This window comes from Rhizobium sp. ARZ01, assembly GCF_014851675.1.
Lineage (GTDB): Bacteria > Pseudomonadota > Alphaproteobacteria > Rhizobiales > Rhizobiaceae > Mycoplana.
Window position 1 is genome coordinate 137,388 of sequence record NZ_JACVAE010000002.1, and the last position, 21,781, is coordinate 159,168.

The following is a 21,781-nucleotide window of genomic DNA, read 5'->3' on the forward strand; positions in this document are numbered from 1 at the left end:
CGGCCCTATGCCTGCGAGGGGGCATTCTCCGCCTGCGCAGCCGCCTGAACGTCCGCGACGATCAGGCTGACGCCGGCATTTTCCAGCATCGAGGCTTCCCGGTCCTCGATGCCCGAATCCGTGATGACAGTTGCGATGCGCTTCAGCCCGCAGAGGATGAGGCTGGAGCGCTTCTTGAACTTCGAGGAATCGACCAGCACGACGAGGTCGTCAGCCTGGTCGATCAGTTTCTGTTCGGCCTGGATCAGCAGAGGATCGGCCTCCATTAGACCGAGCGGCCCGAGACCTTGCGCGCCCATGAACATGCGCCGCGCATAGAAATTGCGCGTCACGTCATTTTCGAATGGGCTGAGGATGATGTTCTGCTCGCGATAGATCGTGCCACCCGACAGCATTACCGTGTTCTTCGAGTGCTTCAGCAGGTGCTCGGCGATCGGAAACGAGTTGGTGAACACCTGCATCCGACGGTTCGCCAGGAAATGCACCATCTGGAACGTCGTGGTGCCCCCGTTGATGATGATCGGCTCGCCGTCCTGGCAGAGCGCCACCGCTTCCTTGGCGATCGCCTGTTTCTGCTTGGTGTGCAGCGCCTCGTTGACGCTGAAGGGCCTGCCGGCGAGGCCGACGAACTGCGGCGGATTGATTGCCTCGGCACCGCCGCGCACGCGACGAAGGCGCTTTTGCAAGTGCAGCGCGGCAATGTCACGCCGGATCGTCGCCTCGGAACTGTCTGTCAGATCCACCAGTTCAGGTACCGTGACCACTGGCTTTTCCTGGACGGCCGACAGAATGATCCGGTGTCTTTCCTTCTCGTGCATGGCTCCTCCCAGTTGCTCACATGCTTCCATTGCGACCGCGCAATGTCAATCACGATCAATCATTTTTTTTCATTGTGCGGCGCAATATGACCAATTTTGAGCGTTTATGATTGACATTGTCGCGATATCCGTGAAATTTGACTCCATCGAATTCGACAGGCGGCCGCCAGGGTCGCACGACAAACGACCGGAGGAATTGCCGATGCTGGACAAGCAACAAGGGGCGCGCCTTGCCAATCTCTGGGATGAGGCAAAGGCAGCTTCGATGAGCGAATCCGAGCGCCTTCTCTATCGCTCCAACCTGCTCGGTTCCGACAAGCGCATCACCAATTACGGCGGCGGCAACACCTCGGCGAAAGTGATGGAGAAGCACCCGCTCGGCGGGGGAACGGTCGAGGTGCTGTGGGTCAAGGGCTCGGGCGGCGACGTCGGCACGATCAAAATGGACGGGTTCGCCACCCTCTACATGGACAAACTCGAAGCGCTGAAGGAACTCTATCGCGGCATAGAACACGAGGATGAGATGGTGGGCTACCTCCCCCACTGCACCTTCAACCTCAATCCGCGGGCCGCCTCCATCGACACACCGCTGCACGCCTACGTTCCGAAAAAGCATGTCGACCACATGCACCCGGACGCGATCATCGCGATCGCCGCTTCGAGGAACAGCCGCGAACTGACGCAGAAGATCTTCGGCGACGACATCGGCTGGCTGCCGTGGAAACGCCCCGGTTACGAATTGGGCCTGTGGCTCGAGAAATTCTGCAGAGAGAACCCCGCGGCGCGCGGCGTCGTGCTCGAAAGCCACGGCCTCTTCACCTGGGCCGACACGGCCAGGGAATGCTACGCGACGACGATCGAGATCATCAACAAGGCGATCGCCTGGTTCGAGGCCGAAAACACCGCCGCCCCCTTTGGCGGCGCCGTCAAACCTGCCCTGCCGACCACCGAGCGCCGTGCAATCGCGCAAAAGCTCATGCCGATCATCCGCGGCCTGATCGGCACCGACGAAAAGAAGGTCGGCCATTTCGACGACAGCGAGGCCGTTCTCGATTTCGTCATCTCGAAGGACCTCGCCTCGCTCGCAGCCCTCGGCACCAGCTGCCCGGACCATTTTCTGCGCACCAAGATCCGCCCGCTGGTGGTCGACTTCGACCCCGCACGGCCCAATATTGACTCCACGCTTGCCGGCCTTGCCGACGCCATCGCCGCCTATCGCGCCGACTATGCCAGCTACTACGAGCGTTGCAAGCACGCCAACAGCCCGGCCATGCGCGATCCCAACGCGGTCGTCTATCTCGTCCCCGGCGTCGGCATGATCACCTTTGCCAAGGACAAGGCAACGGCGCGTATTTCCGCTGAGTTCTACGTCAACGCCATCAATGTCATGCGCGGCGCTTCGGGTGTGTCCACCTATGTCGGCCTACCGGAACAGGAAGCCTTCGACATCGAATACTGGCTGCTCGAGGAGGCCAAGCTGCAGCGTATGCCGAAGCCGAAGAGCCTCGCCGGGCGCATCGCGCTTGTGACCGGCGGCGCAGGAGGGATCGGCAAGGCGACCGCAAACCGCCTGATGGCCGAGGGCGCCTGCGTCGTGCTCGCCGACATCGACGGGGAAGCACTCGCTTCGGCACAAGCCGAGCTCGCCGGCCGCTACGGCAAGGACTTCGTGCGCTCGGTCGCGATGAACGTCACCGACGAGGCGCTGGTGGAGAAGAGCTTCGCCGATACGCTCAGCGAATTCGGCGGCCTCGACATCCTCGTTTCCAACGCCGGCCTTGCCTCCTCCGCGCCGATCGAGGAGACGACGCTGGCCCTCTGGAACAAGAACATTGACATCCTCGCGACCGGCTACTTCCTCGTCTCGCGCGAAGCCTTCAAAATCTTCCGCCGGCAGAAGGCGGGCGGCAATGTCGTTTTCGTCGCCTCAAAGAACGGGCTCGCCGCCTCGCCGGGCGCTGCAGCCTATTGCACGGCCAAGGCCGCCGAGATCCACCTGGCCCGTTGCCTTGCGCTGGAGGGTGCGTCCGAACAGATCCGCGTCAACGTCGTCAATCCGGATGCGGTGCTGCGCGGCTCGAAGATCTGGACCGGTGAATGGAAGGAACAGCGCGCAGCCGCCTACAAGATGGACGTTGACGATCTCGAGGCACACTACCGAGAGCGCTCGATGCTGAAGCGCAGTGTCTTCCCGGAGGATATTGCAGAAGCGATCTATTTCCTCGCCTCCGACATGTCAGCGAAATCGACCGGCAACATCATCAACGTCGACGCGGGCAATGCCCAGTCCTTCACCCGCTAACGGAGGACCGGCCATGACAACGATGATTTCGAAGGACGTGATCGCAGCTGAGAACGCGAAACGCATATCCGATCTAAAGAGTGACTACGCCCATCTCTGCGATCAACTCGCGCGCCGCGGCGTCGATATCGACGCCGTGAAGAAGAAGGTCGCCGCCTACGCCGTCGCCGTGCCGTCCTGGGGCGTCGGCACCGGCGGCACGCGTTTCGCCCGCTTCCCCGGCGAAGGCGAACCGCGCAATATCTTCGACAAGTTGGAAGACTGCGCCGTCATCCACGAACTCACGCGTGCCACGCCGACGGTGTCGCTGCACATCCCTTGGGACAAGGTCGCCGACATCTCGGCGGTGAAGGCAAAGGGTGACGAACTCGGCCTTAGCTTCGACGCAATGAACTCCAACACCTTTTCGGACGCGCCGCAGCAGGAGCATTCCTACAAATACGGCTCGCTGTCGCATGCGAATGCGGCAACGCGCCAGCAGGCGATCGAGCACAATATCGAATGCATCGAGATCGGCAGGAAGCTCGGCTCGAAAGCGCTGACAGTGTGGATCGGTGACGGCAGCAACTTTCCCGGCCAGACCGATTTCACCAGGAGCTTCGAGCGCTATCTCGAGGCGATGAAGGCGATCTACAAGCACCTGCCCGATGACTGGCGCATCTTCACCGAGCACAAGATGTACGAGCCGGCGTTCTACTCGACCGTCGTACAGGACTGGGGCACAAACTACCTGATCGCCAAGGAACTGGGCGACAAGGCTTTCTGCCTCGTCGACCTCGGCCATCACGCGCCGAACGTCAACATCGAGATGATCGTCGCGCGACTGATCCAGTTCGGTAAGCTTGGCGGATTCCACTTCAACGACTCGAAGTACGGCGACGACGACCTCGATACCGGCTCGATCGAGCCCTACCGCCTATTCCTCGTCTTCAACGAACTGGTCAACGCGGAAGAGCGAAAAGCCGAAGGCTTCGCGCCGGCGCACATGCTGGACCAGAGCCACAACGTCACCGACCCGATCGAGAGCCTGATGCGCAGCGCCACCGAAGTCTGCCGCGCCTATGCGCAGGGGCTGATCGTCGACCGCAAGGCGCTCGCCGGTTACCAGGAGGCCAACGACGCGCTGATGGCGTCCGAGACGCTGAAAGCCGCCTTCCGCACAGACGTCGAGCCGATCCTCGCCATGGTGCGCTGTGAAAACGGCGGGGCAATCGATCCTGTTGCGACCTATCGCTCTGCCGGGTATCGGGCAAAGGTCGCCACAGACCGTCCGGCGGTTGCCAGCGGCGGTGGCGGGATCGTGTGATATTCAGGGAATTGCCGCAAGGCAACGACGGAACTGCATCTGCCGTCAATTCCATGAAAGGCCTCTGGGTGCAGTTGCGGAGATTACCGTCATCCCGGCCTTGAGCCGGGATCCAGCCGTGCCATGCCCGCGGTGCAAAGGACTCATTCGCGCGCAAGAGTTTACTCAATCTGGATGCAAGATCGGGTCCGGCATGACGAGCAAGATGGGCGCCGCCGGACGCTCATTTGAACTCAGCGACGAGAGCAGGCGCGGCAAGTGTCTTTCTCCCGGCGCGGAAAAGAGACACGTGTCGGCAGGCGGATGCGGGTCCCCGGGGAGAGCTATACCCGCACCACCTGCTCCACAAAATCCTCCGTCCCAAAAAACTTCAGATAGCGCTGCACCTCGGCCGGATCGCCCGTCGCCTTCTTCGGATTGTCGGACAGCTTTACCGCCGGCCGTCCATTGGCGTCGCTGACCTTGCAGACGACCGAGATAGGATCGAGTCCGCCGAAGGGCTGGGGCGCGCAGCCGATGAAGTCATTGGTGAGGTTTGTACCCCATCCGAAGCTCATGCGCACGCGGCCCTTGAAATGCTCATAGGTCTTTATGATGGTGTCGACGTCCAGCCCATCGGAGAAGATCAGCAGTTTCTCCCGCGGGTCGCGCCCCTTCTTTTTCCACCAGGCGATGATCTTCTCGCCACCTTCAATCGGGGGGGCGCTGTCAGGGCGGAAGCCCGTCCAGTCTGCGACCCAGTCCGGTGCATTTTTCAGGAAGGCCGCGGTGCCGAAGGAATCGGGCAACACGATCAAAAGGTTGCCGCCATAGAGCTGGTTCCAGTCCTGCAATACCTTGTAGGGCGCGGCTGCCAGTTCCGCGTCGGTCCGCGTCAGTGCGGCGGCCACCATCGGCAGTTCATGTGCATTGGTGCCGAGCGCCTCCAGATCCGTATCCATGGCAAGCAGCACGTTGCTCGTGCCGGAAAAGGATGCCCCGATGCCCTCCTTCAGTGCCTCGACGCACCAGCGCTGCCACAGGAAGGAATGCCGCCGGCGGGTGCCGAAATCGGAAATGCGCAGGTCCGGACGCTGGCGCAGCAGCTCGACCTTGGCCCACATCTTCGCCTTTGCCCGGGCATAGAGCACGTCGAGCGCAAACTCGCCCATACCCTTCATTGCCGAGCGCGAGCGCAATTCGTTGATGATCGCCAGCGCCGGGATCTCCCACATGGTGGTGTGCGACCAACGGCCGGAAAACGTCAACTCATACTGCCCGTCCTTGCGCGCCAGATGATAGTCCGGCAGCTGGAAATCGGCGAGCCAGGCGAGGAACTCCGGCGAAAATATCTGCTTCTTGCCGTAGAAGGTGTTGCCGGCAAGCCAGATCATCTCCTTCTTGGTGAAGCGGATCGTGCGGGCATAGTCGAGCTGGTCGCGCAATTCCTGCTCATCGATCTCGTCAGAAAGCCGCACCGTTTTCGTCCGGTTGATCAGCGAGAACGTGGCGTCGACGTCCGGATAGAGCTTCCAGATCATCTGCAGCATGAGAAGCTTATAGAAATCGGTATCGAGGAGGCTGCGTACGATCGGGTCGAGCTTCCAGGCATTGTCGTACACGCGACGGGCAATATCCGTCTTGGTCATGAAATCGAACCTCGCTGCACTTCGCGCGGCACCGATCCGTTCTACCGAAACGAAACCGCGGGCGGTTGCGCACACCGCTTACGACGCACTCATGGCACGCCTATCGGGGCTCCTGCAAGACTAAGGAATGAGATTGGGGCAAGTAAAGCCGGGCCGGATTGTGGAACGATAAGCTCTTGTATTCTTTCCGCCTTCAATCAATGCTGGCGATGTTGATCAACTCGCTCTCAGGAGGCGCGTCCATGGGTATCGAAAGCATCATCGTCTTTCTTATCGTCGGTGCAGTCGCAGGCTGGCTGGCCGGCCTCATCGTTTCGGGCTACGGCTTCGGTCTCATCGGTAACATCGTCGTCGGCATCATCGGCGCCTTCATCGCGGGTTACCTGCTCCCGGCACTCGGTATCGGCGTCGGCGGCGGTGTCGTCTGGTCGATCATCCATGCCACGATCGGCGCTGTGATCCTCCTCATGCTGATCAGGATCGTCAAGCGGGCCTGATCGGCGCGCCGGCAGCATAGCGCCCGTAAGGCGACCTCCACTGCGGTGTGTCGGCGGTACAACGCCGCCGGCACCGATATTCGGCTACTATGTGAGGAGATATTTGACGGACGACAAAGACGGTATCCGGAGCGTCATTCACACTTACGCGGTGCATGATCCGCACACTTGCTGATGGCATGAGGCCAGCGTTCCGGAGTGTTCCATGAGACTGGTCGATGTTTCAATCAGCAAACGGCTGTGGGCGGCCGTCATGCTGCCGCTGTTAACCGCGGGTTATCTTGCCTCTCTTCAGATTTCCGACAAATGGCACGACTATCGTGACATGCACCAGATCGTGATGGTCAGCGAACAACTGACCCAGTTGAGCGACCTCGTGCATGCCCTGCAGGTGGAGCGCGGATTAACCGCCGGCTTCATCGGCTCCAAGGGCGAGAAGAATGTTTCGGAGCTCAAGAACGCTCGCATAGCAACCGATGCCGCGGCTACATCGTTTGGAACTACCGCCGCTGATCAGGAAAAGTCGCCCCCCCGGCAAGAGGTCAATGACCTGCTGTCCGCACTCCCGAACTTGCGCCGCTCCATCGACACGCTCGCAGCGAGCGGCACTGACGCCATACGGGCCTTTAACGGAACGATTGTAGCCGCCATTGGGCTGACCAAAACCTCGACGCATGTCGGATCGGATGGCGAGCTGTCGCGAAACATGAGCGGCTATGTCCAACTGATGCAGGCGAAGGAGTTCGCCGGCCAGGAGCGTGCATTGGGTAACAACTTCATCACAGCCCGCCGCGTCGATCCGGTGCGCTTTGGCGAGTTTTCATCCATGCGGGGCCGTCAGGACGCCTTGATCGACGCATTTTTTTCCGCGGCGGACGAAGGGAAGCGCGTTCAATACCAGACGATGCTGGAGCCCGTGTCGAAAGACGTCGCGGCAATGCGCTCTCGCATCATCGCCAATGGCGAAAATGCCGAACTGGACGGCATCGACAGCAGTGCGTGGTTTGCAGTGACAACGAAGCGTATCGACGTACTGAAGCAGATTGAGAATGAAAGCCTGTCGGAAATTAGCCTCCTTGCAAACCGCAACGCGGACAGCGCACTTCGGTCCCTGATCTTCATTGCGGGCCTCGGCATTGTCGGCGGCGGCATAATGGTCGCCTTCTCCAGCGTGATTGCCATGAGTATCGTTCGCCCCATCGGCAGGCTGGTTCAGGCAATGGGCAGGCTTGCGGGCGGCGAGATCGATTCCGCCGCTGCTGTTTCCGGCCGCCGGGACGAGGTCGGCGACATGGAGCACGCTGTCGAGGTGTTCCGGCAAGCTGCGATCCGCAACCATGAACTGGAAGCAGCCGAGGCGCAAGCGCGTGCGCGCGCCGAAAGCGAGAGGGCAGAAATGCAGCGGGTCGCCGACGCAGAGGCCGAGGCGCGCCTGATGCAGGCAACGAGCACGTTCGCAGCCAGCATGAAGCGTCTAGCGGCCGGCGACGTGCTTTGCGAACTGCACGAGCCTTTGGCATCGCAATTCGAATCTTTGCGGCAGGATTTCAACAGCGCTGTTAAGCAATTGCGGGAAGCGCTGCAGAGCGTCGGAAACTCCGTATCAGCGGTAACGGACGGCTCGCGGGAAGCCTCCACCGCCGCTGACGATCTTTCCTACCGGACCGAACAGCAAGCGGCATCGCTGGAAGAGACCGCGGCCGCGCTCGAGCAGATAACGGCCAATGTCACGGCAACCTCCAGGCGGGCTGCGGAGGCGCGCGACGTCGTCCGTGATGCCCGGACAAAAGCCGACCGATCAAGCGATATCGTGCGCCACGCCATCGTTGCCATGGAAAAGATCGAAGCTTCGTCCAACCAGATCAGCCAGATAATCGGGGTGATCGACGAAATCGCCTTCCAGACCAATCTTCTGGCACTGAATGCCGGTGTGGAAGCCGCACGCGCCGGTGAAGCGGGCAAGGGCTTCGCGGTCGTTGCGCAGGAGGTGCGTGAACTGGCCCAACGCTCTGCGAACGCGGCAAAGGAAATCAAGAGTCTGATCGGCAATTCAGCGATAGCGGTCAGCGAAGGCGTGCGCTTGGTCAGTGACACCGGCGACGGGCTTGATGCGATCGCGCAACTCGTCCAGACGGTCAATGCGCATATGGACGGAATCGCCTTGGCGGCTCAGGAGCAATCCGCAGGCCTTGCTCAGGTCAACACCGCCGTCAACCAGATGGATCAGTCGACACAGCAGAACGCTGCGATGGTCCAGGAAATGAGCGCGGCAGGCATGTCGCTGGCCAAGGAGAGTGAGAATCTCTCCGCCCTTCTGGCAAATTTCCGTATCGACGAGCAGTCGGCCGGTTTGCGTGAAACGAATGCACGTCTTGGGGCGGGCTCCACTCGGTCCCTGACTCGGACTGCGCCAGCGCAGCAGACAAGAGCCGCCTATGCCAGCCATGGCAATGCCGCACTTGCGCAACTCCAGGAGAGCTGGGACCGGTTCTGAAACATTCCACATTGAGGATCTTGCAAGCGGCCCTTTCGCGGGCCGCTGGCCATGACACCGTTGCCGCGATGTGGTGCGTATGCCGTTCATCACATCATTTCGATTTTACTCCAGCGGCAACTCCCGATAGGCTTCCGTGACCATATCGCTGGGAGAGAGGCCAATGAAACGCCGGTTTGCAGTCATCGCAGTCGCCTTGGCTTGTTCTGGAGCAGTCTATGCCCAAGACACCAGCATGAGTTTCTTCGTCACGAGTGTTAACCCCGGAAAGGGTGGCGACCTCGGCGGCCTGCAAGGGGCGGACGCCTATTGTGACTCTCTGGCGAAGGCTGCCGGGTCAACGGGCAAGACATGGAAGGCCTACCTCTCCACGGATACGGAGAATGCCAAGGACCGGATCGGCAGTGGCCCCTGGTACAACGCCAAGGGCGAGAAGATTGCTGACGATGTTGCATCCCTGCATGGCGCGACGAACAACCTGACGAAACAGACGGCACTCAATGAGAAGGGCGAAGTCATCAACGGTAGGGGTGACACGCCAAACCGTCATGATATCCTGACAGGCTCGAAAGCGGATGGAACCGCTGCGGCGGAAACGTGTGGCAACTGGACGATGGGCGGGGCGGACGGTGTTGCGATTGTCGGCCATAGTGACCGCACGGGCTTGAACGAGTCTGCCGAGGCCAAATCCTGGAACGCTTCGCATCCAACGCGTGGCGGCTGCACGGTCGAGGCGTTCAAAGGCACTGGCGGGGACGGGCTGTTTTATTGTTTCGCCGCGAACTAGCCAAAAGGTCCAGGGTCAGGACTATGCGGCTGTGTCACCGCATGTCGGGATGGTTCGAGATCAGAAGGGCGAGTGGCACTGTCAATCTATCGCACGATCGCGTCGTTTGCGGCGTACCATTCTGACGGTTCCACTTTCAAATGCTCGATCGCAATCATGGTGACGATCGTGCTTATCCTTCCAAGCTCTTCCTGAAACTGCTCCGGTGTGAGCGGAACCGCGCCAGCGGCAATATCTTCTTCGGAAAGAGGATCGAGGTCGAACTTCAGATTGCTCGCAACCACATTCACAGATGCCAATTGATGCAGGATGGCTGCAAGTGCGATACCCTCCAATGGGCGAATGCGATCGGCCGGCTTCATCATGTCGTCCCCGTTTTTGGCAACACTTTGTGTTCTCCAGAACAAGCTGACAGCCTGCACGCAGGAGTCAAGCCAGAGTGAAACAACGTAAGTCGAAACGACTATCTCAGAGATTGGAACCGTACTGAGACGAGATAGGTTTTGTGCCAGCGCGCGCTCATTTCGGATCGCGAACTTCATTCCTCGACTGGACGCCTGAATTGCCGACGGCTAATCGGCGCTGCTGCTGCTATGCTTCTTCGACGAGCAGAAGCAGAATATCGAAGGGCTTTTCCAATCTGAGTGGGTTCATCGAGGGGGCGGACAAAAGAGGGTGCGCTGCTCATGCGATAGTTTTGGCAGTGCCCCCATCTTCTTCATCAAGTAACTTGAGGGTTGAAAAACGGGAGATCAGCTCTGATTGCCTACTCATCCCCGTCTTGGAAAGCACTCTCTTCACCTGCGTTCTTACGGTTTCGACACTCACGTCATATCTTTCTGAGATACTCCGTATGGATTCGCCCAGGCACAAATTCTTGGCGACCCGTGTTTCGGAAGCGGTCAGATCGTAAAGCGTCGAAAGCAGTTCGGACAGGTCACCTTTAGCCGTGCTCAGCGAGGCGACAGTGACGATAAACTCGGTCCTGGCAAACAAATCCCGAGCCTGGCGTCGCAGTGGCACCACATGTAGCACCACGGGAACGGTTCCGTCTCTTGCAAGTACGGGAACTGACTGAACGACCATGTCCCGGTTCGATCTGCGGAGAGCTTCCTTCAGGAGACCATGTGCCCGAGCATCTCTCAGTGCCAATCTGTCTTGTGCGCCGATGAGTATTTCATGGCTAATGGCTTCAAACAGGGAATTAATCCGCTGGACTCTCCCATCGTACGAAACGAGAAGCGCGGGAATGCCAAGGGCTTCCAGATGCGAAAGGGTATTCGATTCCTGCTCTTGGCGGACCCGTGTTGCCAAAGCGGAGGCGCGGGCGATGTGCGGTCGCAGTCCGTTCAGATAGGCGATGACCGAAGTCGAGATTGGACCGCGCTCATGAAGCTGGTCGATAGAAAAGATCGCAAAGTCGCCGCTCGCCCCTACAATGTAGGTTGCCGCGGTCCAGCCAAGGCCACGCGGCCGCAGGAACTCAGTGTAGATAGGATGATTGATAAACTCCTCTTCATCACACCATTCAGAATCACTGGTAAAATAGTTGCACTTCTGCGAAATAAGCCTCTGTGCGCGGATATTTTTCTCCGCCCACCCCTGTGAAATCATATCTTCCAGGTGGATTTTACAGTTTTCACTCGCCGCGATCGCGGAGAACCCTGCTCCAGACGTATAAATCGACCCGCCAAAGGAACCTGTGACTTCTGCTATGCGCTCAATGACAGAAGACCAAAGCTCCGGAATGACCGCTGCTTCATAAATACGGTCTACAAGCTCGACATCGTCTTCCATCTCTCTGTTACAACTCTCTTCCTTGGCGCACTCCACCAAGAGTAGAAATTCTAGATGAATTAGATGTTAATCATGCTTTGAAGAAAGGGGAAAAATGGATTCACTGTGAAAAACGTGGGCCGCCCCTGTGAATCAGCAAGTGCTGCAAGCCCAGACAACAGACAAATATTTGTAATTCAAGTAGAAAAATGGTGCTGCTAGAGAGATTTGAACTCTCGGCCTCTCCCTTACCAAGGGAGTGCTCTACCCCTGAGCTATAGCAGCATCCGCGAAGCAGTCTGGCTGCGTTCGCATCAAGCGAGGCGCCTATTGCCACAGTCTCACCCCCTATGCAAGCCGCAAACGCATCATGGGGACAACAAAATCTGGAAAACGTCGTTGCGCTTTTGTGGGGGCCGAATTCGCGCTATCGATGGCATATGCAAAGCAAAGACCATACGGACGGCGACGGCACACGCGGCGAGCGCAAGGAAAAAACCCGGGCACCTGAAAGCGAGGCTGTGCGGGCACGCGCCGAAGAGCGCCGGACGCGGCTCGCAAAGACTTTACGCGACAATCTCGCCCGCCGTAAGCAACAGGCCCGCGCGCGCCGCGAAGGTGCCGCCGACGAGACGGAAGGCCTGCCTGCCGCAAAAACGGACGAATCAGAGAACTAGGCTTGAACAGCGCCGTTCCTGGCGCCGGGCGATGTCATCGAGAAGGTCGCTGCGTGCGGCATCGCGAGAGCTGAGGCGCAATCTGGCCGCGGCAAAACTTCCCTGGGGACAGGATCAGCCCAGCATATACACTTCCAAGCCCGCGCGAATGCGGTGGACTTCATTTTTTTGTGACGATGCTCTAAAGAGGCGCCTTCCTCCAAGAGCCGTTAGTTTGAGAAAGGCGGGCGCGGGCCCGTAGGGACACATGGATCGTATCAGGATTGTAGGCGGCAATGAGCTCAAGGGCGTGATCCCGATTTCGGGCGCCAAGAATGCAGCACTCCCGCTGATGATCGCCTCGCTCCTGACGGACGACACGCTGACGCTGGAAAACGTGCCGCATCTGGCCGACGTCGAACAACTCATCCGCATCCTCGGCAACCACGGTGCCGACATTTCCGTGAACGGCCGCCGCGAGCGTCAGAGCGAAGGCTATTCGCGCACCATCCACTTCACCTCGCGTCAGATCGTCGACACGACCGCCCCCTACGAGCTGGTCTCGCGGATGCGGGCGAGCTTCTGGGTCATCGGCCCGCTTCTGGCGCGCGAAGGCCACGCGCGCGTCTCGCTGCCGGGCGGATGCGCAATCGGCACCCGCCCGGTCGACCTCTTCATCGAGGCGCTGGCCGCGCTCGGTGCGAAGATCGAGATCGATGGCGGCTACGTCGACGCGACCGCGCCGGATGGCGGGCTGATTGGCGCGCACTACACCTTCCCTAAAGTGTCCGTCGGCGCGACGCACGTGATGCTGATGGCGGCAACCCTTGCCCGCGGCACCACGGTGATCGGCAACGCCGCACGCGAGCCCGAAGTGCAGGATCTTGCCAAATGCCTGAATGCGATGGGCGCGAAGATCACCGGCGCCGGCACGAGCACCATCACCATCGAGGGGGTCGCAGCCCTCTCCGGCGCACGCCATCGCGTGCTGCCCGACCGCATCGAGACCGGCACCTATGCCATGGCCGTGGCCATGACCGGCGGCGACGTTTTGCTGGAAGGCACTGAGGCAGGACTGCTTTCGACGGCACTGGAGGCTATCCGCCGCACGGGCGCAGAAATTACTTCGACCGAAAGCGGCATCCGCGTCGTCCGCAACGGCGGCGGCATCAAGCCGGTCGACATCGTCACCGATCCCTACCCGGGCTTTCCGACCGACCTGCAGGCCCAGTTCATGGGTTTGATGACGAAATCCACGGGCGTTTCGCACATCACCGAGACGATCTTCGAAAACCGCTTCATGCACGTGCAGGAACTGGCCCGGCTTGGTGCAAAGATCTCGCTTTCCGGCCAGACAGCAAAGATCGAGGGCGTGGAACGCCTACGCGGTGCGCCCGTGATGGCAACGGACCTGCGCGCCTCTGTCTCCCTGGTGATCGCCGGCCTTGCCGCCGAGGGCGAGACGATGGTCTCGCGCGTCTACCACCTCGATCGCGGCTTCGAGCGCCTGGAAGAAAAACTGCGTCGCTGCGGCGCATCCGTCGAGCGCGTCAGCGACTGAGACCGCGCACATCATTTTAGCCGCCGTCCGGAAGCGCCATGCAGCGGGACGGCGGTTGCGCTTGCCGGCCTCCCGTCCTATCTCCTGAGCAGGCAGAAACAGGTGGCCCCTTCGCCTTTCGCCCGGCTTCTCCGTCGCCGTATAGGCACGGCATCGGTCGGAGGCTCAGGGCAGACGCAGGCCGCCAAAACGGAATGCGACGCGGTCGCCCGGAAGGAGCGCTATGGACAGTCTGAAGTTGCTGGCATTGGATGCGGACGATCTCGCCGTCCTTTCTGCACATCTGCAGGACGGCGTGTTCAAGACGGGTGACATCAGCTGGGATGCCCGCCACGGCGTTTTTTCCGCCGCCATCAACCGGTTCGTCTGGGAAAAGGCGGGAGAGCGACACAAGGGCTTTCAGCGCCGCCGCGCACTGATCGCCTTCAAGCGGGTGCGCGCGGTGCGATCGATTGGCATCGACCGGAAGGACAATGACGCCGTGCTGTCGCTGCTGGCGATCCGCTTTGCACCATCGGCAGATGGTCCGGAGGGGACGGTCGAATTTTTGATGTCCGGCGACGCCTCTATCGTACTTGAGGTGGAATGCATCGAAAGTCAGCTTGCGGATACGGGCGGCGCGTGGGAAACCAGCTTGAAACCTCGCCATCCGGCGGGCTAGAGCATTGGATGGCCTGCTCCGGTCGAACACTCAAGCGCGGGCCGAGCCCGGTGCTTGCAGATGCTCACGGCCGAGCAGAATACGGGACCCCGGAAATGACAGGAAGTTTTGGAATTGGCGATCAGGCTTGATTATCGCGACGGCGACTTCGAAACGCGGTTCGCCGTTTTTCTGACGACCAAGCGCGAGGTGTCGGAGGACGTGAACGCTACGGTTCGCGCGATCATCGACGACGTTCGTGAAAATGGTGACAAGGCACTTGCGGCCTATTCGCTGCGCTTCGACGGGCTCGACTTCAACGTTACTGCGATGCGCGTAGCCGCGGACGAGATCGAAAGCGCCTATCGTGAAACGCCTGCCGAACTCATTGCGGCACTCGAACTGGCTGCCGCACGTATCGAAAAGCACCACGCACGCCAGCTGCCGAAGGACGATATCTACGAAGACGACATCGGCGTCGGGCTTGGCTCGCGCTGGACGGCGATCGATGCGGTGGGCCTCTACGTTCCCGGCGGAACGGCAAGCTATCCGAGTTCGGTGCTGATGAACGCGGTTCCGGCAAAGGTTGCGGGCGTGCCGCGCATCGTCATGGTCGTGCCGGCCAAGGAGGGCGCGATCAATCCGGTGGTGCTGGCGGCCGCCCGCATTGCCGGCGTCGATGAGATTTATCGCATCGGCGGCGCCCAGGCCGTGGCAGCGCTCGCCTACGGTACCGCGACGATAGCGCCGGTGGCCAAGATCACCGGGCCCGGCAACGCCTTCGTTGCCGCCGCCAAGCGCCAGGTGTTCGGCACGGTCGGCATCGACATGATCGCCGGCCCCTCCGAGGTGCTGGTGATTGCCGACGGCGAAAACGATCCCGACTGGCTCGCCGCAGATCTTCTGGCCCAGGCCGAGCACGATCACGGCGCGCAATCGATCCTGATCACCGACAGCGCAGAACTCGCCGATGCCGTGGAGGCCGCCGTTGCGCGCCAGCTCAAGGCGCTCGCGCGCTCCGAGACCGCCGAGGCGAGCTGGCGGGACTTCGGTGCGATCATCCTCGTGCCCGACCTGGAAAAGGCGGTGCCGCTGGCCAACCGGATCGCCGCCGAGCATCTGGAGATTGCAACGGCTGACGCGGAGGCCTTCGTGCCGAAGATCCGCAATGCGGGCGCGATCTTCGTCGGTCGCCACACGCCCGAGGTCATCGGCGACTATGTCGGCGGATCGAACCACGTGCTGCCGACCGCGCGCTCGGCGCGCTTTTCTTCCGGTCTTTCGGTTCTCGACTACATGAAGCGCACCTCGATCCTGCGCCTTGGCCCTGACCAGCTTCGCACGCTTGGGCCAGCAGCCATCACACTGGCTGAGGCCGAAGGGCTCGGCGCGCATGCACGTTCCGTCGCAATTCGCCTCAATCCAGGAGGATGAAGGGCGTATGACGAAGATGCCTGCATTCCGACTTTGCGACGTGGTGCTGGACGAGACGATCGGCCGTGCCACCCCGGACGTCGAGCATGAACGGGCGGTGGCCATCTTCGACCTGATCGAGGAGAACTTCTTCGAGCCCGTCGGCCACTCGGGCGGTCCATACCGGCTGCAGCTTTCGCTGATGGATTCGAAGCTGATCTTCGCCGTGACGACCGAGGACGGCAGCGCCGTCGCAACCCACATCCTGTCGCTCACACCCTTCCGGCGGATCGTCAAGGACTATTTCCTGATCTGCGAGAGCTATTACCAGGCGATCCGCTCGGCCACGCCAAGCCAGATCGAGGCGATCGACATGGGTAGGCGCGGCATCCACAATGACGGGTCGCAGACGCTGATGGATCGCCTTTCCGGCAAGATCAAGCTGGATTTCGACACCGCGCGGCGGCTCTTTACGCTGGTCTGCGTACTCTATTGGCGCGGGTAACCGGGATGAGCGTCAGCGGCACGGGACAAGGGCAGGTCATGGCGCGCAGTCCCAGATCGCTCCTTTTCATGTGCCGCATGAACGCAGTCCGTTCGCCGATGGCCGAGGCAATTGCCCGCAGCGTCCTGCCGTTGGGCACCTACGTCGCCTCTGCCGGTATCCGCCCAGGCGAACGCGATCCCTTTGTCGACGTAGTCCTCGACGAAATTGGCCTTTCAATCGAGCGACATGCCCCTCGCTCGCTCGAAGAACTGGAAGACGACTACTTCGACTTGATCGTGACGCTTGCGCCGGAGGCCCATCACGCGGCGCTGGAACTGACGCGCTCCAATGCGGTAGAGGTTGTCTACTGGCCGACCCCCGATCCCACGGTTGCGACGGGGACACGCGAGCAGATCCTGGCAGCCTATCGGGAGGTGCGCAACCACCTTGCGTCGCTGATCGAACGTCGTCTCGGTGCGGGCGCGGCCACATCATCTTAAGCAAAGATGAGTATGTTGCGATCGCATATGCAGAAAGCCGGATCATTGGTGTTCACAAAAGACCGCCGATTGTGTAGTTTCCGGCAAAATTTCGAGGGGCGGCATCGTGCGGCCCACTCAACGAAGGATCACCACTACAATATGGCCAAAGAAGAAGTCCTTGAATTCCCGGGTGTCGTAACGGAATTGCTGCCGAACGCCACTTTCCGCGTCAAGCTCGAGAACGAGCACGAGATCATCGCGCACACGGCCGGCCGCATGCGCAAGAACCGCATCCGCGTGCTCGCCGGCGACAAGGTCCTCGTCGAAATGACCCCCTACGACCTCACCAAGGGCCGCATCACCTATCGTTTCAAGTAAGCTCACCGCTCGGCGCGCGCCGGGTGTTAGCGTCAGGTTCCCTCCGAGGTTTTATGGCTTTCGACGACAAGCTCATCCTGGCATCCGGTTCGCCGCGCCGCGTCGAGCTTCTGGCGCAGGTGGGCATCGAGCCCATGCGGCTGATGCCGATGGACATCGACGAGACCCCGAAGAAGTCGGAGCATCCCCGCTCGCTGGCGCGGCGTCTTTGCACCGGCAAGGCGGAAGCTGCCCTCACCGCAATCAAGGGCGATCCGGGCGCGCTAGGTAGCTACATCCTCGCCGCTGATACCGTCGTCGCGGTCGGGCGGCGCATCCTCCCCAAGACCGAGATGGTCGATGAGGCATCCAGTGCGCTGCATCTCCTCTCCGGCCGCAGCCACCGTGTTTTCACCGGCATCTGCCTGATCACACCGGACAAAAAGGTGCGCCACCGCATCGTCGACACGAAGGTCCGTTTCAAACGCCTTTCCGGACTCGATATCGAAAGCTATCTTGCTTCGGGTCAATGGCGCGGCAAGGCGGGCGGCTATGCGATCCAGGGGATCGCCGGCAGCTTTGTCGTCAAGCTGGTCGGCTCCTACACCAACGTTGTCGGCCTGCCGCTACAGGAGACGCTTTCGTTGCTTTCGGGCGAGGGCTATGACATCCACAGGCGCTGGGCCGAGGCCTAGGGTCAGGACCTGGACAATGCCGGAACATAAAGAAAAGCCGACAGCAAAAGTCGAGCCACTGCGCAAGAGCCGCCCCTGCCCCGAATGCGGCCGGGCCTCGGTGCGGGAGCACTATCCCTTCTGCTCCGACCGCTGCCGCAACATCGACCTGAACCGGTGGCTGTCGGGCTCCTATGCCATCCCTGCCAGCGAAGACGAGACAAAGCCCCGCGAGGATGAATAGAACCTTCAGGCATTCACGGCGGAAAGATCAATTATTTCCGTAGCTTGCCAAAAGTTCTTTTTTTCCAATGAAATTCGCCGCTGGGGTCTGGACACTGCCGAGCAAGATGTTATAACCCCGCTCGCTTCCGGGGCGAAACCAACCGCCCCACGGTTTCTGGATGGAAACCAGCAAGGATGCCCGGATAGCTCAGTTGGTAGAGCAGCGGATTGAAAATCCGCGTGTCGGTGGTTCAAATCCGCCTCCGGGCACCATTAATTTCTCAAAGAAATTCAAATGGTGGACCGAAACGTGGAGCGGCAAATTTGCTGATCCATGTCGCGTTTATGTTGCAACTGATTTCCCTTGATTTTCGACGTTCCTCGGTCACACTCGGCAGTTCCACGCGGTTCTAAACCATGTGCTCGCCGGTCAGGGGTTTGAGAGTGTAACCGCTAGCGGGTCGGTGATCACTCTAAATGTAGACTCCGCCACGTATCCCGATAGGCATCACCAATGTGCGGGACAACATTGGCAACCCCCCCGACGTCAATTTCGTCGACATCGACATCACAGAAGCTTCAGCGAGCATCGACCACTTTATCGACATCATAGAATCCATGAGCCATAAGGTCACCGCTGGAGCCGCGGTTCTCGGCGCGCTCTTAACGCGAATCGAAAATGCAAACCGAATTCGCCACCACGATGATGGCAACCATCGACAAGGGTGTCGGTCGCCTCGTTGACGCAGATATGAACGAAGTCTCGACACGGCTATTGGCACTTCAGACGCAGGAGCAACTGGCCTACAGTCGTTGCAGATTACAAACTCGAACTCCGAGAACATTCCGCAGCTCTTCCGATAGGTGGCACTACGCCGCGGCCTGCGCCTGACTGCAGGCGATGCCGCTTTTCTCCTCCACCCACAGCATGAAATGCCCGCGTGGCGGCGGGGCCTCGATGACGAGCAATTCGAGCGATCATTCTCGCCGGAGCCGTTGCCGCCGGACCGCCATGGTCATCAATACCGGACAGTCGGTCGGGTGGTGGAGATCGCGGGAACATTCCGCTCTCGACGTCGTTTTTCTCTCTAGGCCTAAGCTGCTCTACCATTCCCACGGCAAGCGAGCTTGGGTGCGGGCTTTAACCCACCTGCCATGCCGGCAGCGCCATACCGTCGGCATGCTGCGCCGGAATTGCGATGGGCTCCGACTTAATCAGTTTTGGCAGGGGCGGCTGCACTGCGGACAATATTCGAGAAAGTGTGCGAATGTGAGTGCATTTCCAATCAGTCGGCCGTAGCCGACGAACTTGCCAAGCAGTTGACGCAGATGTTTCTGGCCGGAACCCACGAGCCAGCCGAGCTATTGGCGTCCATGCATGAGCGCCTCACCCGATGCATACGGCTCCGGAGCAACAGCAGTTTGCACGGTCCTACATTACATCGGGATCACTAGTCCAACGTGCAACTTCGGTCGTGGCCAGGTGCAGGAAGGGAACCATGTCAGTACGCTTGATGCTGGTTGTTGTTGTGGCGGCCCTAGTCGCCTCAGTCGCGAGTATCCTTCTCCTCAAACGCGAGCCCGGCATCGGCAGTACGCCTCCGCCGGCCGAAGGCGGATCATCACATCCCCCCACGCGCACGGCGAACTGACGACTACAGAAGTTTTATTCTTCCTCAGGTGAGCAAGGAGGTGACCATGACACAGACTGTTTTGACTTCCATCACAAGACGAAGCCTTGTCGCAGGGCTGACAGCGGCGGTCGCCTCCATGGGTGCTATGGCGGGGATCGGTAACGCGCAGGCCAACCAAACCGCATCCGAAGAAAGTTTGTACGAGCGGCTGGGCGGCGTTTTCGTCATCGCTGCGGTGGTGGATCACTTCAGCGACGCCGTCGTGAAGAACCCTATCGTCGGGCAGGAGTCCAAGAACCCGCAGTTGCGGGAATGGCACACCAAGAACCTGGGCCGCGCACAAGAGCGAGGTTACTGCCGGCTAAGTGGCGCGCGGCGGTGCCGTGTCAGCGCGTCATCTGGCCTTTTTCCGGATCGCGGCCGACAGGCATCAGCTCGTGCCCAGGCGGAGCCGGAAAGATCGTCGCTGCACTTTTTTCGCCTCTTGGTTGGCGTCATGGACGTCGGCAAGCGCGCGCTGCACATTTTTTCCGGTTGCGCCAGCACCGACGAACGCAACCGGCGGGACGCCTCCGCAGGTGAAGAAGGTGCTGCCGTAGTCGCTCATGACGATGGCGCGCTGGCCTAGCTTTTCCACGCATCTTCGGTTGCTCGCCTGCTGCGGGTGGCGGTTTGCAAGCATTGCCTGACCTAATGCTGCCCTAGGTGCATGCCTTAAGAGCCGGTCGGGTGCGATCAATTGTCAAAAAAACGTTGTCGTTTGCCGCACTGCCGGGAACAAATCGGCCCTCTCATCCGTCATTGTTGCAGGTGCTTGTCACTGCACCTGCTCGGATTGGAGACCGAGCAAATTCCGGCGGGTTCGCCCGCCGGCTTTTTTGATGGATTCAGCCCTGCTGGCGCAGCCAGTCCGCAAGCGATGCCCGCTTGGCGCCGCCTCTCCCCTGAAAGCCTTCGGCCGCACACAACGAGTTCAGGATCGCCTCCTGCGTCGCCTCGGTGGCGGCGCGGAAAAGCATGTCGATCCGATCCTCGTTCAGGGCAGTGATCGAGTAAAAGTCGTTCGGCTCGTCATGGTCAACGGTGACGCCGGTGGTAAAGCCGACAGCGATATCGCCGCTTCCATGCCCCCAGAAAGCGCCAAGGCGGGCGATACCGGCGCCGCAGCGGCGCGTGACGCGCTTCAATTGCCGGTGCTCCATCGGCACGTCGGTGGCAAGCACGATCATGATCGAGCCCTTCTCCGCTTCATTCTTTACGCGCGGATCGGGATGGCGTCCGTCCGGCAGCACGAGGTCGCCAACGCGACCGAAGTTCGAGAGCACCAGCACGCCAAGGTGAAAGTCCCGGCCATCGAGCGCAATCCGACGCGAGGATGTGCCGATGCCGCCCTTGAAGCCGAAGCAGGTCATGCCCGTGCCCGCGCCAACACTGCCTTCGCAGACCTCGCCCTCATGTGCGTTCGCCAGCGCGAGGCGAACGTGCTCCTCGGACACGGCCAACGCCTGAATGTCATTTAGCGGGCCATCGTTGCACTCGCCGACGACAGCATTGACTGTCGAAGTGGTGCGGCCGATATCCGGATTGGCCGCAATCGCCTCGCGCACCAGCGCCGTGACGCAGGTTCCGACCGAAAGCGTATTTGTGAGCAGGATCGGCGTCTCGATCGTGCCGAGTTCATCGACCTGCACGAGGCCTGCGGACTTACCAAAGCCGTTTATCACCTCGGTGGCGGCCAGGACTTTCTTGCGGAAAAGGTTGCCGCCATGCGGCAGAATGGCGGTGACCCCGGTATTCACGTCGCCGTCGCGGATCGTGTGGTGCCCCACCTGCACGCCCGGCACGTCGGTGATGGCGTTCTTCTCGCCAGTCGGCAGGATGCCGCAGGCGATCCCCAAATTGCGTGCTGCCATCGACATGGCGTCTACCCTTCTGTGCTGCAGCCTCGAATGTCGTGTTACTTCAATCGCAGTCGGCTGGTGCTTGAATGCCTCGCGGCACACATGAATAGCCCCCCGGACCAGGTCGATCCAAGGGGGCCGGA

The 21,781-nt window shown here is 60.6% G+C and carries 21 protein-coding genes and 2 tRNA genes; 17 read left to right on the top strand and 6 right to left on the bottom strand.

Translation table 11 applies throughout. The features are described from left to right. Positions 1-5: 5 nt before the first annotated feature. On the bottom strand, positions 6-818 hold the full coding sequence (locus IB238_RS14815; RefSeq protein ID WP_192248222.1) for a DeoR/GlpR family DNA-binding transcription regulator: 813 nt from the start codon (positions 816-818) through the stop codon (positions 6-8). 202 nt (positions 819-1,020) lie between these two features. On the opposite strand from IB238_RS14815, the gene IB238_RS14820 reads away from it, so the two are divergent. Together IB238_RS14820 and rhaI are read left to right on the top strand one after the other, a co-directional pair. Beyond that, positions 1,021-3,120, top strand: coding sequence for a bifunctional rhamnulose-1-phosphate aldolase/short-chain dehydrogenase (locus tag IB238_RS14820; protein WP_192248225.1), 2,100 nt, complete (start codon positions 1,021-1,023; stop codon positions 3,118-3,120). Positions 3,121-3,133: 13 nt separating this feature from the next. Beyond that, positions 3,134-4,426 carry an L-rhamnose catabolism isomerase gene (gene rhaI, locus IB238_RS14825; protein ID WP_192248228.1) on the top strand — a complete coding sequence of 431 codons (1,293 nt, stop codon included), beginning with the start codon at positions 3,134-3,136 and terminating at the stop codon, positions 4,424-4,426. A gap of 323 nt (positions 4,427-4,749) precedes the next feature. Here the strand turns inward: rhaI and pncB are convergent, their stop codons facing one another. Then, positions 4,750-6,054 carry a nicotinate phosphoribosyltransferase gene (gene pncB / locus IB238_RS14830; protein WP_192248231.1) on the bottom strand — a complete coding sequence of 435 codons (1,305 nt, stop codon included), beginning with the start codon at positions 6,052-6,054 and terminating at the stop codon, positions 4,750-4,752. Positions 6,055-6,296: 242 nt separating this feature from the next. On the opposite strand from pncB, the gene IB238_RS14835 reads away from it, so the two are divergent. From IB238_RS14835 to IB238_RS14845, 3 genes are all read left to right on the top strand, one after another. Next, the gene (locus IB238_RS14835; RefSeq protein ID WP_192248234.1) at positions 6,297-6,551 is read left to right on the top strand and encodes a GlsB/YeaQ/YmgE family stress response membrane protein; all 255 of its coding nucleotides are present in this window, start codon (positions 6,297-6,299) and stop codon (positions 6,549-6,551) included. 205 nt (positions 6,552-6,756) lie between these two features. Further along, complete coding sequence (locus tag IB238_RS14840; RefSeq protein WP_246723674.1) at positions 6,757-9,045, top strand: methyl-accepting chemotaxis protein; 2,289 nt, start codon at positions 6,757-6,759, stop codon at positions 9,043-9,045. A 163-nt stretch (positions 9,046-9,208) separates the two neighbouring features. Continuing rightward, the gene (locus tag IB238_RS14845) at positions 9,209-9,832 is read left to right on the top strand and encodes a hypothetical protein (protein ID WP_192248237.1); all 624 of its coding nucleotides are present in this window, start codon (positions 9,209-9,211) and stop codon (positions 9,830-9,832) included. Between the two features lie 86 nt (positions 9,833-9,918). On the opposite strand, the gene IB238_RS14850 is transcribed toward IB238_RS14845, so the two are convergent. The 3 genes from IB238_RS14850 to IB238_RS14860 form a co-directional block, all read right to left on the bottom strand. Further along, positions 9,919-10,374 (bottom strand): hypothetical protein, encoded by a 456-nt coding sequence (locus IB238_RS14850; protein ID WP_192248240.1) that lies wholly within the window; start codon positions 10,372-10,374, stop codon positions 9,919-9,921. Between the two features lie 142 nt (positions 10,375-10,516). Further along, complete coding sequence (locus IB238_RS14855) at positions 10,517-11,629, bottom strand: hypothetical protein (protein WP_192248243.1); 1,113 nt, start codon at positions 11,627-11,629, stop codon at positions 10,517-10,519. 189 nt (positions 11,630-11,818) lie between these two features. Beyond that, a tRNA-Thr gene (locus IB238_RS14860) sits at positions 11,819-11,893 on the bottom strand. Positions 11,894-12,048: 155 nt separating this feature from the next. On the opposite strand from IB238_RS14860, the gene IB238_RS14865 reads away from it, so the two are divergent. From IB238_RS14865 to IB238_RS24610, 12 genes are all read left to right on the top strand, one after another. Beyond that, complete coding sequence (locus IB238_RS14865) at positions 12,049-12,285, top strand: hypothetical protein (RefSeq protein ID WP_192249784.1); 237 nt, start codon at positions 12,049-12,051, stop codon at positions 12,283-12,285. Between the two features lie 247 nt (positions 12,286-12,532). Next, positions 12,533-13,825 carry a UDP-N-acetylglucosamine 1-carboxyvinyltransferase gene (gene murA, locus IB238_RS14870; RefSeq protein ID WP_192248246.1) on the top strand — a complete coding sequence of 431 codons (1,293 nt, stop codon included), beginning with the start codon at positions 12,533-12,535 and terminating at the stop codon, positions 13,823-13,825. A gap of 223 nt (positions 13,826-14,048) precedes the next feature. Beyond that, positions 14,049-14,486: a DUF2948 family protein gene (locus IB238_RS14875; RefSeq protein WP_192248250.1), complete on the top strand. Its 438-nt coding sequence runs from the start codon at positions 14,049-14,051 to the stop codon at positions 14,484-14,486. Positions 14,487-14,600: 114 nt separating this feature from the next. After that, a complete protein-coding gene (gene hisD / locus IB238_RS14880; protein WP_192248253.1) occupies positions 14,601-15,899 on the top strand; it encodes a histidinol dehydrogenase in 1,299 nt (432 codons plus the stop codon). A 16-nt stretch (positions 15,900-15,915) separates the two neighbouring features. Further along, positions 15,916-16,383, top strand: a complete 468-nt coding sequence (locus tag IB238_RS14885) for a UPF0262 family protein (protein ID WP_192249668.1) — start codon at positions 15,916-15,918, stop codon at positions 16,381-16,383. A 5-nt stretch (positions 16,384-16,388) separates the two neighbouring features. After that, the gene (locus tag IB238_RS14890; RefSeq protein WP_246723675.1) at positions 16,389-16,865 is read left to right on the top strand and encodes a low molecular weight phosphatase family protein; all 477 of its coding nucleotides are present in this window, start codon (positions 16,389-16,391) and stop codon (positions 16,863-16,865) included. A 141-nt stretch (positions 16,866-17,006) separates the two neighbouring features. Further along, a complete protein-coding gene (infA, locus tag IB238_RS14895; protein WP_004435948.1) occupies positions 17,007-17,225 on the top strand; it encodes a translation initiation factor IF-1 in 219 nt (72 codons plus the stop codon). Positions 17,226-17,278: 53 nt separating this feature from the next. Beyond that, positions 17,279-17,899, top strand: coding sequence for a Maf-like protein (locus tag IB238_RS14900; RefSeq protein ID WP_192248256.1), 621 nt, complete (start codon positions 17,279-17,281; stop codon positions 17,897-17,899). Between the two features lie 16 nt (positions 17,900-17,915). After that, positions 17,916-18,122, top strand: coding sequence for a DNA gyrase inhibitor YacG (gene yacG / locus IB238_RS14905; RefSeq protein ID WP_192248259.1), 207 nt, complete (start codon positions 17,916-17,918; stop codon positions 18,120-18,122). Between the two features lie 178 nt (positions 18,123-18,300). Beyond that, positions 18,301-18,376, top strand: a tRNA-Phe gene (locus IB238_RS14910). Positions 18,377-18,809: 433 nt separating this feature from the next. After that, complete coding sequence (locus IB238_RS24605) at positions 18,810-18,995, top strand: flagellin (RefSeq protein ID WP_246723699.1); 186 nt, start codon at positions 18,810-18,812, stop codon at positions 18,993-18,995. Positions 18,996-19,801: 806 nt separating this feature from the next. Beyond that, entirely contained in the window at positions 19,802-20,365 is a 564-nt protein-coding gene (locus IB238_RS24610) for a hypothetical protein (RefSeq protein WP_246723676.1), read from the top strand. A 259-nt stretch (positions 20,366-20,624) separates the two neighbouring features. On the opposite strand, the gene IB238_RS14925 is transcribed toward IB238_RS24610, so the two are convergent. Beyond that, positions 20,625-21,656: a P1 family peptidase gene (locus tag IB238_RS14925; RefSeq protein WP_192248262.1), complete on the bottom strand. Its 1,032-nt coding sequence runs from the start codon at positions 21,654-21,656 to the stop codon at positions 20,625-20,627. Between the last annotated feature and the right edge of the window lie 125 nt (positions 21,657-21,781).